General features: G+C 37.7%; 9 protein-coding genes and 1 tRNA gene. 8 read left to right on the top strand and 2 right to left on the bottom strand.

Annotated elements, in window-relative coordinates; genetic code table 11:
• Positions 1–2: 2 nt before the first annotated feature.
• Positions 3–79, bottom strand: a tRNA-Met gene (locus CXF85_RS16160).
• A gap of 302 nt (positions 80–381) precedes the next feature.
• On the opposite strand from CXF85_RS16160, the gene rlmKL reads away from it, so the two are divergent.
• The 5 genes from rlmKL to rmf all read left to right on the top strand — a co-directional run bounded on the left by rlmKL (position 382) and on the right by rmf (position 7100).
• Positions 382–2529, top strand: coding sequence for a bifunctional 23S rRNA (guanine(2069)-N(7))-methyltransferase RlmK/23S rRNA (guanine(2445)-N(2))-methyltransferase RlmL (rlmKL, locus tag CXF85_RS16155; RefSeq protein ID WP_101229670.1), 2148 nt, complete (start codon positions 382–384; stop codon positions 2527–2529).
• A 13-nt stretch (positions 2530–2542) separates the two neighbouring features.
• A complete protein-coding gene (locus tag CXF85_RS16150) occupies positions 2543–2815 on the top strand; it encodes a glutaredoxin family protein (protein ID WP_101229669.1) in 273 nt (90 codons plus the stop codon).
• An 8-nt stretch (positions 2816–2823) separates the two neighbouring features.
• Complete coding sequence (gene uup, locus CXF85_RS16145) at positions 2824–4761, top strand: ATP-binding cassette ATPase Uup (RefSeq protein WP_101229668.1); 1938 nt, start codon at positions 2824–2826, stop codon at positions 4759–4761.
• Between the two features lie 86 nt (positions 4762–4847).
• Positions 4848–6677: a DUF3466 family protein gene (locus CXF85_RS16140; RefSeq protein ID WP_101229667.1), complete on the top strand. Its 1830-nt coding sequence runs from the start codon at positions 4848–4850 to the stop codon at positions 6675–6677.
• Between the two features lie 249 nt (positions 6678–6926).
• The gene (gene rmf, locus CXF85_RS16135) at positions 6927–7100 is read left to right on the top strand and encodes a ribosome modulation factor (RefSeq protein WP_101229679.1); all 174 of its coding nucleotides are present in this window, start codon (positions 6927–6929) and stop codon (positions 7098–7100) included.
• Positions 7101–7272: 172 nt separating this feature from the next.
• Here the strand turns inward: rmf and fabA are convergent, their stop codons facing one another.
• The gene (gene fabA / locus CXF85_RS16130) at positions 7273–7788 is read right to left on the bottom strand and encodes a bifunctional 3-hydroxydecanoyl-ACP dehydratase/trans-2-decenoyl-ACP isomerase (protein WP_101229678.1); all 516 of its coding nucleotides are present in this window, start codon (positions 7786–7788) and stop codon (positions 7273–7275) included.
• 451 nt (positions 7789–8239) lie between these two features.
• Between fabA and CXF85_RS16125 the strand changes: the two genes are divergently transcribed.
• From CXF85_RS16125 to uvrC, 3 genes are all read left to right on the top strand, one after another.
• Positions 8240–8521, top strand: a complete 282-nt coding sequence (locus CXF85_RS16125; RefSeq protein WP_101229666.1) for a hypothetical protein — start codon at positions 8240–8242, stop codon at positions 8519–8521.
• A gap of 178 nt (positions 8522–8699) precedes the next feature.
• The gene (gene uvrY, locus CXF85_RS16120; protein ID WP_101229665.1) at positions 8700–9344 is read left to right on the top strand and encodes a UvrY/SirA/GacA family response regulator transcription factor; all 645 of its coding nucleotides are present in this window, start codon (positions 8700–8702) and stop codon (positions 9342–9344) included.
• Positions 9345–9368: 24 nt separating this feature from the next.
• Positions 9369–11288 (top strand): excinuclease ABC subunit UvrC, encoded by a 1920-nt coding sequence (gene uvrC, locus CXF85_RS16115; protein WP_101229664.1) that lies wholly within the window; start codon positions 9369–9371, stop codon positions 11286–11288.
• The last annotated feature ends 102 nt before the right edge of the window (positions 11289–11390 follow it).

The following is an 11390-nucleotide window of genomic DNA, read 5'->3' as shown; positions in this document are numbered from 1 at the left end:
GTTGGTTGCGGGAGCCAGATTTGAACTGACGACCTTCGGGTTATGAGCCCGACGAGCTACCAGGCTGCTCCATCCCGCGTCCGAATGGTTCAAATATTACTATTGCTAATAAATATTTAAACAAGCCACAATATTTTACTTCTTATTGCGTGAAGTTGCTTGAAGAAAGGTTACTCCCTGAAAGCGATGCGTATAGTAAGGATAGAGCATCGATAAAGCAAGCGCTTTTATAAATAAATTACTGTTCGCATGATTCTCATTCGTTACGTGTAAAAATCAGGCAGTTTAGGTCAGTAAAAGTTAACTTTTGTTTATGTGCTTTGCGTTTGCGTATATAATCGCGCCCATAGATTACTCTGCTGCTTACTCCGGAAATTCACCATGAAAGAATCCACGCAACAATTTTTAGCTTTAACTTCTCCAGGTATTGAAGTTTTACTGTTCGATGAAATAAAAAGTCTCGGCGCATTTAACGTTATACAAAAACCAGAAGGTGTTTATTTTCAAGCCTCTTTAGCTTTGGGATATAAGATATCTCTTTGGACACGTCTTGCGACACGTATCATGCTTAAACTAGGTGAGGGTGAATCGAAAGATAAGGACGAGTTGTTTAAAGCCGCTAGTAGTATTAACTGGCCAGAAATTTTTAACTCGACTACAACCTTTGCTGTCGACTTTGTTGGTTATAGCGAAGAAATTCGTAATAGTCAGTTTGGTGGCTTAACAATTAAGGATGCGATAGTTGATCAATTTAGAGATCAAGGTTTCGAACGCCCTAATGTTGATAAAAAAGCACCACAGATTAGTTTTCAGGCTCGTCTGCTAAGAGATCATGTTACCATTTTCCTTGATTTTTCCGGACGAGGTTTATTCCAACGTGGCTATCGTGAGCACAGTGGTGCAGCACCTTTAAAAGAAAACTTAGCTGCAGCGTTAATAATACGTTCGGGTTGGTTAAATGATACCAGCAAGCCGTTGGTTGATCCTATGTGCGGTTCAGGCACTATTTTGATTGAAGCTGTTTCAATGGCCGCTAAGCAAGCACCTGCGATTAACCGTCAGTCATGGGGCTTTGAATCTTGGTTATCTCATGAAAACGCTGTTTGGCAAAAAGAATTAGCGTTAGCAATAGATAGCTCTGAAGAAAACATGGCGAACCTCAAAGTAAAAGTCTTTGGTATCGACATAGATGAACGTGTAATAAGAACGGCGCAACAAAATGCCCGTAATGCACAGTTACACCAATATATAGAGTATACCTGCAAAAACACCAATGACATGGATAATACCTTCGGACAACCGGGTACCATTTTATTTAACCCTCCTTATGGTGAGCGTATTGGTGAATTACCCGAGTTAGTAGAAAACTTTGTTTTATTCGGTCAAAAACTTAAAATGCAGTTTAAAGATTGGCGTATTGCTATATTAACGGCGAATGTTGATTTACTGTCAATGTTGAAACTGTCGAGTTTTAAACGTTACAAATTTAAAAATGGTCCGTTAGATTGTCAATTAGCTTTATATAACCTTGATGCAAAGCAAGGGGCAAAAGATGTGGCAAACCCACAATCTGACTTTGCTGAAGAAGATAGTGCCTTTGCTAACCGCTTAAAGAAAAACCGTAAAAATTTAAAGGGCTGGTTGAAATCAAATGAAATTGAAGCCTACCGTTTATATGATGGTGATATCCCAGAATATAATGTTGCTATTGATCTTTACGGTGAGTACTTAGTGATACAAGAGTACGCCGCGCCAAAAACTATTGAAGAAGATAAAGCGCAAAAACGTCTGCAAGAAGTTATTTATTGGGCGCCGAAGGTTTTAGGTATTCCAAGAGATAAAGTGATTTTGAAAACGCGTGCTAAGCAAAGAGGCGCTAATCAATATGAACGATTAGAAAAAACGAAACAATCTCTGACTATTAATGAACATGGCGCGTTGTTTAAAATTAACTTATGGGATTACCTTGATACTGGCTTGTTTTTAGATCACCGAAAAACGCGTCAAATAGTTGCTAAAAAATCTCAAGGCAAATCATTACTTAATTTGTTTGCTTATACCGGTTCGGTATCAGTACAAGCAGCGGTACAAGGCGCAGCGTCGATTACCACTGTAGACATGTCTAATACCTATTTAAATTGGGCAGAAGATAACTTTGCCTTAAACAAGCTGAACGGTCATAAATATCAATTTATTCAAGCTGATTGCTTAGATTGGTTGAAAAAGAATGTTAATAAATTCGACATAATATTTATTGATCCACCAACATTTTCTAATTCAAAGCGTATGGAAGATAGTTTTGACGTACAAAGAGATCATGTTGTATTAATTACGGATGCGTTAAAATCACTTAATAGAGGCGGTGAAATATTTTTCACTAACAACAAACGTAACTTTAAAATAGATTTTGAAGCATTGACTGAGTTGGGCTTAACGGCAGAAGCAATGACTGATGTTACGCGTGATAAAGATTTCGCCCGTAACAAGCACATTCATAATAGCTGGTCTATTAAGCGCACGGCGACATAAATAGATAGTAATAATGATTAAGTATAATTTATATGGCAGCGAAGGTTGCCATTTATGTGAACAAGCGCTCACATTATGTTTAACAGTATTAACGGCTGAGCAGTTAATACAAATTGACATTATTGATAATGAGCGTGTTGATCATGAAACGAAAACACTGGTCGAGTTATATGGTGTACATATTCCCGTACTCGAAAAGTTAGCACAAAACAGCAATGAAAATACTAAGCTGTTTTGGCCATTTACCCAAGCGCAAGTAACGCAACTAGTTAACAGAAACGCATAAGAAGAATTATGGAATTATTAAGAATAGCCAATGGTGAGCTTGCCTTCGGCGAAGATAAAATTTTAAATAAAGCAGATTTAAGTGTACAAACCGGCGAACGCATCTGTTTAGTAGGGCGCAATGGTGCAGGTAAGTCTACCTTAATGAAGATATTAATGGACTTGCAAGGTTTAGACGATGGTCAAATTTTAAAGTCTAGCACCATGAAAATGTCAATGTTAGAACAAGATCCACCAGAGTCATCTGATATCTCTGTGTTTGATTATGTTGCTGAAGGGGTAAAAGAAAACGCCGAACTTATCCGTCGTTATCATGCCTTAATTCACTTGATTGGCGAAGATCCAAGTGACAAAAACCTTAACAAGTTAGCAAACGTACAAGAAGAGCTTGAAAAAGCCAATGCTTGGTTAGATGAACAACGTATTGACCAAGCCATGACGACGTTATCATTAGATGCAGATGCAAAAATTTGTGACTTATCTGGTGGTTGGTTACGTAAAGTTGCGTTGGCTAAAGCACTTGTTACCAGCCCGGATATTTTATTACTCGATGAGCCTACTAACCATTTAGATATTGAAAGTGTGTTATGGCTAGAGCAATTCTTAAAAGACTTTGCCGGTACTATTATTTTTATCAGCCATGATAGGGCATTCATCCGTGGTTTATCTACCCGTATTTTAGATTTAGATCGTGGTAAATTGAAAAGTTACCCGGGTGATTATGATTTGTATATCGAGCAAAAACAGCATGATTTACAAGTTGAAGATCAACAGAATGCGCTATTTGATAAAAAATTAGCAGAAGAAGAAGTATGGATCCGTCAAGGGGTTAAAGCCCGTCGTACCCGTAATGAAGGCCGAGTACGCTCGTTAGAAAAACTTCGTCTTGAACGTACCGCCCGTCGTGATGTGCGTAATCAAAGCACCATGAATATTACTCAAGGTGATCGCTCTGGCAAACTAGTCTTTGAAGCTGAAGACGTAAAAGTTGCCTTTGGTGATAATGTAGTGATTGAAAACCTTAACCTACTTATTACACGAAATGACCGATTAGCGTTAATTGGTGCTAACGGTACAGGTAAGTCAACGCTGATTAAACTTATCATGGAAAAGCAAGCCGCTACGAGTGGTAAAATGCGTTCAGGTGTTAATTTAGATATTGCTTACTTTGATCAACATCGCGAAGCCCTTGATTTAAACCTAACCGTGCAAGAAATTGTCGGTGAAGGTAAACAAGAGGTTGTCGTTAATGGTCGTTCTCGACATGTATTAGGCTATCTACAAGACTTCTTGTTCAGCCCTAAAAGAGCGCGTACTCCTGTAAGAGCTTTATCAGGTGGTGAGAAAAATAGATTATTACTTGCTAGATTATTTTTACGTCCTAGCAACTTGCTTATTCTCGATGAGCCGACTAACGATCTCGATATTGAAACCTTAGAGCTACTTGAAGAAGTTGTTGCAAATTATGCAGGAACCGTTATTTTAGTGAGCCATGATCGCGACTTTGTTAATAACTGTGTGAATACTTGTTTGTATTTTGACGGTACCGGACAGATAAATCAGATTGTTGGTGGCTACGATGATGTAGATGATTACCTGGCCTTAAAGAAGGTACAGCGTGATAATATGGCTGATGGTGCGGAAAAAAAAGTCAGCCAAGACAAACAGTCTAAAAGTAGTGTTCAGCTTGAACAAAGTAATGCATCAACTGAACCTGAAGCGAAGAAAAAGAAGTTATCATTTAAAGAAGCTCGTGAGCTTGAGATGCTACCAGGTAAAATTGATGAAGTAGAAAGTTTGATTGATTCACTTCAAGCACAAGTTAACGATGCGAACTTTTTTAGCCAAGATGAAAAAATAACGCAAAAAGTTTTGAACCAGCTAGCAGAAAGTGAGTCAAACCTTGAAATCGTCTACGCCAGATGGCAAGAACTTGATGATCAATAGTCATTAAGTATTGTCCCAAATAACAGTCTTCAATTCGTTTAACATAACGAATTGAACAGAATAACCTTAAAGAGTAAGCAAGTAGTATGAAGCAATTTGCAAAAAATATATTGGTGTTAGGGGTTACTAGTGCTTTAAGTCTTAGTTTCCTTAATCTAAGCCACGCTGCTACTTATGAAGTAGTCGACAAAGGTAATGCAGAAAATCTTGAGTATACTTACGGTAAAAAACAAAATAACCAAGGGGTTATGGCCGTTTCGGGGACAAATGTCTATAACTTTCCTGTGCAGTATCAATACTTAGATGAGAATGATTTCAATAGTATTAAAAACTTAGCTATATCACGAGAAGACTATTACTTCGGTCTTGGAATCATTGAAGATTTTGATGCATTAAAAGCAGGTAACCCAACGGCGAATGACTTAGCTTGGGCAAAGTTGTACCTTCAAGAGATGAATAGGTCTAATTCAAACCCAAACTTTGAATATCAAATAGTTGCAGATACAGCAGCCATGATTAATGAAGGACAACCAGACAGTAAATCTACGGAAGTACGAATATTCGATACTAGTTTTGATGGTGATTACAGTGCAGGAAACGAAATTACGCGTTCTACGGTTGATGTTATTGAAGGTATAACTGAGGATGATATTGTCTTTGGCACAGCATCGGCGCCTTATTTGCCAATGGCAGAGTTTACTGATAGTAGTGGTAATCTTCATACGCACTGGGTAAGAGAACACGGACAGAGAGGATTCTTCACCCCTGATAATGGTTCGACTATTTTTCCTGTTTTACCTATTGAATCTCGTTACGGTGGTGGTACTTCAGCCGTCTATGATATGAATGGCAATGGTACTGCTGTTGGTTATAGTAGTTATAAATTAGGTGTAAATAGAGAAGAGTTTGTACTTGATACAACCGGCGGTTGTGCAGATCCAGATATATTAAAAGATATACCTTATGAGATATGCGTACAAAAAATTCAAAATGGTATGTATCATATTCAAGCATTTAAGGCGACGTTATCGGCAGACCAGGAAGTGGTAACTGAACAACTAGGTTTGTTGATAACCCCGCATGCTGATGATAATAGGGCTTTCTCTAGTCAAGCACTTGCTATTAATAATAATGATGTCGCGGTCGGTTACTCTCATGGTTGGGATAGCTCAGATGTCACTACGCCAACTTCAACTGAGCGTATGAGCGGCTCTTATGCGGTAATGTTTAAAGAAGGTAAAGTTTTAGATTTTAATCAGATACATTATCGCTTTGGTACAAGTAGCCCTTTTCCTTTTTCGCGCGCAAATGACATTAATGATAGTGGTTTAGTTGTTGGCTATACCACGAATATTAATACGTTCGTTAAAAAGTTTTTCTATGTGAAGACTGATGTAGCTGAAAGTGACATGGAAATTATCACTCCTAAGGATTTCTTTACCACCTCAAAAAGTACTGCTTTTTCAGTAAATAGTGCTGGTGTTATTGTTGGAGAAGGCGAAATAGAAACCCATAATGATAGTTCAGATAACCCGCGTCGTACGGCAGGCTTCTTGTTTGATACTTCTAGTGACTCGCCTGTTATCATTGACATTAATACCTTGTTAGAATGTAAATCAGCGTATAATATTATTAAAGCAAACGATATTAATGATGACGGTTATATTTCTGCTAATGCCATTGTTAAATCTGAAAGAAAAGATGCTAAAGGTGAATTGATACTTGATGAAAGTGGTAATCCGCTGGAAATTGATGTAGTTCGAGCTGTATTACTTAAACCTATTGAAGGTGGTGTAGTAGACGATTGCGGCTTGGTTGAAGATAAGGTAGAAAGACAAGGAGCAAGTATTAGCTCCATAGTATTGCTTTCACTATTTACCCTCTTTGGCATTCGTCGTAGAAAACTTAACAAATAAATTTATGATGAGTAATTAAGTTTCAACGCTTAATTACTGATAATTAAGTATAAAAAAAAGCACCTTCGCGTGCTTTTTTTATGTCTTGGATTTATCAACTTTAATCATTGTATTTAGGCTTTCTTGAACTATGCTTAATGGAGTTGCGCAATATCTGTTTGACGAATTAGCTTGAACTAGAACAATGATTACTTATCGCAACGGATATTGAACTCTCTATTAAAAAAAACAAAGGAGCGTGTATTTATGATGAAGCGGCAAAAACGCGATCGCCAAAATAGGGCACATACAAGAGGTTACCAAGCAGGTATATCTGGTCGTTCTAAGGAACATTGCCCGTACCAAATTGATGCAATAAAGTCAGAATGGCTTGGCGGATGGCGAGAAGCCATAGAAGATAAACAGCAGGGCCTATTTAAATAAACAATTTTTTGTTTTGTAAAATATAGCTCGACAGTATCTTAATTAATTTGAATTTATATATTAAAAAGCCCAGCAAGTTGCTGGGCTTTTTCATTTTAATTTATGTAAAATTAAAGCGTGATTTTTCATTAGTAGTTAAAAAATTACTTGCTGCAATTAAGTAAAAGTTACTTTAGAACTTGCTAGTATCAGTAAACAAACCTACTTTAAGATCTTTAGCTGTGTATATTTCACGGCCGTCAACACTTACGCTACCGTCAGCAAGACCCATGTAAAGTTTACGCTTAATAACGCGTTTAAAATCTATTTTAAAAGTAACTTTTTTAGCGGTCGGTAGTATTTGACCGGTAAATTTAACTTCACCCACACCTAAAGCACGACCTTTACCCGGACCACCAGTCCAAGCTAAGAAAAATCCAACTAGTTGCCACATAGCATCTAAGCCTAAACAACCTGGCATTACCGGGTCACCTTTAAAGTGACAATCAAAAAACCATAAATCTGGTGTAATATCTAGTTCGGCTAATATATAACCTTTACCATTTTCACCACCTTCTTCAGAGATGGTAATAATGCGATCCATCATCAGCATGTTATCAGAAGGAAGCTGTGAATTACCTTCACCAAATAACTCCCCTGTGCCTGCTTTTACTAGATCTTCTTTACTGTATGAGTTTTGTTGTGGCATAGCCATAATAAGCTGAAATCCGATAATAAATTTTAGGAGGCTACTTTAGCGTACACTTGTACTCTAAACAACTCTGAACAGTTAAATATTCAAAATAATTTGTATTATACCCGTTACCAATCAATATGTACGTTTCAGAGTACTTGAGCTATTTCGATTCAAGGCGCTGTGATGAATTAATGGTTATTCCATTATAAGTCACAGCAACGATGAAGTGATGTTGCTCAAGCACTTCTTCGATGGGTTTAAAATGACTTTATACGGCGTTAAATAATCAAAGCATAGAGTAACTATGCTTGAATTATTTTACTTGCCTAAAGTGATTTTAATTCCCACTGAAATCCTAAATTTTGAATGGTAATGGGTATATATCAAATTTATTTCATGCCTTGATTATACCGTCGTTATGCGTAACTATAGATGAACGTAGCTTGAAATAAGCCAAATTGTAATGAAAAACGCCGAAAAAACAAATGAGTTGCCTAGTAAAAAAATAGCGATGAGTAATGCCGAAAAGCAAAAACGTTATCGTGAACGACAGAAAGAGCGTGGCTTGCAGGAGATGCGCGGTTATATGTCACCAGAGGCAAAGAATTGTTATAAGCTTATTAGCGAACAAACTAACTGGTCTGACAGTGTTATACTCAGTAATGCGGTACGACTCACTTATGCTGCTTATAAAAATGGTCAAATAGGCTTGTTAAATAGTTGGCTTAAAAATAATAAGCTCTAAACAACGTTAATTCAAAACGTATTCTGCCTTTGTTATAACAGCCAAGCTGTAAAAAATGATGGTATTAGTATTCGACTACGTCAGTTGATATTAGGCAGTATTCGCGAGTATTCAATTGAATAATAAGTACTTTCGCTATACTCTTGCAGTTTCTCATAGTTAATTAAGGATGCCTTTCGTGATAAATGTTTTATTGGTTGATGATCATCACCTTGTTCGTGTCGGTATTAATAAAATTTTAACGAGTGTTAAAGGCTTAAATGTTGTCGGCGAATGTGAAACTGGTGAAGAGGCAATTAAATTTTGTCGAAACAGTGAACCTGATGTTTTACTCATGGACATGGATATGCCTGGTATGGGTGGCCTTGAAGCGACTAAAAAAATATTACGCTTTGCACCAGACGTTAAAATTATAGTGTTAACTGCACATTCAGAAGACCCTTTCCCTAGTAAAGTGATGCAGATGGGGGCAGCGGGTTACTTAACCAAAGATGCAGGCCCTGATGAAATGGTTATTGCTATTCGTGCTGTTCATAGTGGTCAACGTTACCTTCCTTCTGATATCGCGCAAAAAATGGCGTTGAATCAATTTAAATCCGTTGATGACAATCCGTTCAATGCTTTATCTGATCGAGAATTACAGATTATGATCATGATAACCCGTGGTGATAAAGTCCCTTCAATCTCTGAACACTTAAATTTAAGTACTAAAACGATTAATAGTTATCGTTATCGTATGTTTGAAAAACTCAATGTCAGCAACGATGTCGAATTAACACATTTAGCTATTCGCTTTGGTATGTTAAAAACAGAAAAGCTTTAACTCCCCCTAAGAAGCCTAGTCTTAATGCCGTCAAAATCTGATGATAATGTAAAAAACATACCAACAACCCAGGCCTCAACTTTTGATAGTGAGGCTTTTTTACGTGTGGTTACCGCGAAAGCGGGTGTCTATCGCATGTATGATAGTAAGCAAGTGGTGATTTATGTTGGTAAAGCCAAAGACTTAAAAAAACGTCTAGCGAGTTATTTTCGTAAAGATGTAGATTCTGTTAAAACAAAAGTATTAGTTAGGCAAATTGCTGCCATTGAAGTTACCGTTACTCACACTGAAGGTGAGGCGCTGATCCTTGAAAACAACTACATCAAAAAGTACCAACCCAAATATAATATTTTATTACGTGATGATAAGTCATACCCTTATTTACTTATTACCGCCCATAAGCATCCCAAATTAGGGCTGCACCGTGGTGGTAAAAAAATCAAGGGTGAATATTTTGGTCCATTTCCAACGGTTGGCGCTGTCTGGGAAAGTTTGCGTTTAATGCAAAAGATATTTCCTATTCGGCAATGTGAAGACAGTTACTATCGTGCACGTTCAAGACCCTGTTTACAACATCAACTAGGTCGTTGTTCAGCGCCGTGTGTAGATAAAATCTCTGTAGATGATTATCAAGACCAAGTTAATTTAGCCAAGCTATTCTTACAAGGCAAAAGTTCGGCGGTAATTGAGCAATTAGTATCAAAAATGGAATTGGCCAGTAATGAGTTACATTTTGAATACGCGGCAAAATATCGTGATCAAATAGTGACGCTGAGAAAGGTACAACAGCAACAGTTCGTCAGTGGCCATGTTGCCGAGTTAGATGTTGTCGGTTTATACCGTGATAAAACGCAGGTATGTATTCATCTGCTCTTTATTAGACAGCATAAAATATTAGGCAGTAAAAGCTATTTCCCAACAGTGCCCAGTGAAAGTAGTGACAGTGATATATTGCAGGCTTTTATTGCCCAGCACTATTTAAGTGCTGAAACCTTAAGTAATGGCAAAGTACAAGGCAGTATTCCCAAAGAAATTGTTATTAAAGAATCAATTGAACAGGTAGCAGATCTAGCAGCTCTATTGAGCGAACAAGCAGATCATGAAGTTAAGATATCAACGAATACACGTAGCGAACGAGCTCAGTATTTAAAGTTGGCGGGTACTAACGCACAAACGGCACTCGTTACCCGAAATAGTCACAAAGAGTCAATGCAAGCACGCTTTGCTGCGTTAAACGAAGTCTTTGAGCTGGAAAATGGCATACAGCGCATTGAGTGTTTTGATATAAGTCATACCATGGGCCAACAAACGGTTGCTTCTAATGTGGTGTTTAATCAAGAAGGACCTCTTAAAACAGATTACCGCAGATATAATGTTTTTGGCATCACCCCTGGCGATGATTATGCTGCTATGGCATTTGCTTTAAGAAAGCGTTATGGGAAATTAAAAGCTAACCCAAGCAAACCTGAAGAGCATAGTGCCTTAGAGAAATTACCCGACATTGTCTTTATCGATGGGGGTAAAGGACAACTTGCCGAAGCTGAAAACTTTTTTAGTCAACTTGCGTTAACAAAAACACCGTTATTAGTCGGTGTCGCTAAAGGTGAGTCACGTAAACCTGGTTTAGAAACATTGATACTAGCTGGTAGTCATCAGTTGATCTCTTTACCTGGCACATCACCCGCATTGCACTTAGTGCAACATATTCGTGACGAATCACATCGGTTTGCTATAACAGGGCATAGAGCAAAACGACAAAAGGTGAGTAAAAAGTCTCGGTTAGAATCAATTGAAGGAATAGGCGCCAAAAAACGTCAAAGCTTATTAAAGTTTTTAGGTGGCTTACAAGAAGTTATGCAAGCCGACATTACCACCTTAGCCAAAGTACCTGGCATAAGTCATGTGTTAGCAGAGAAAATCCATAATGCGCTACATGAGAAATAATACTCAATAAAATAATGTATGAGCCAACTCAGAGTTGTGTCAGGGGAATTAGAACACGTAAAATAGTGTATATATACAGCGTTATTGATTTTGACAAGGAAG

This window comes from Colwellia sp. 75C3 (assembly GCF_002836255.1).
In the GTDB taxonomy this organism is placed as follows: Bacteria; Pseudomonadota; Gammaproteobacteria; order Enterobacterales; family Alteromonadaceae; genus Colwellia.
This window is presented reverse-complemented; position numbering and strand designations above follow the sequence as displayed.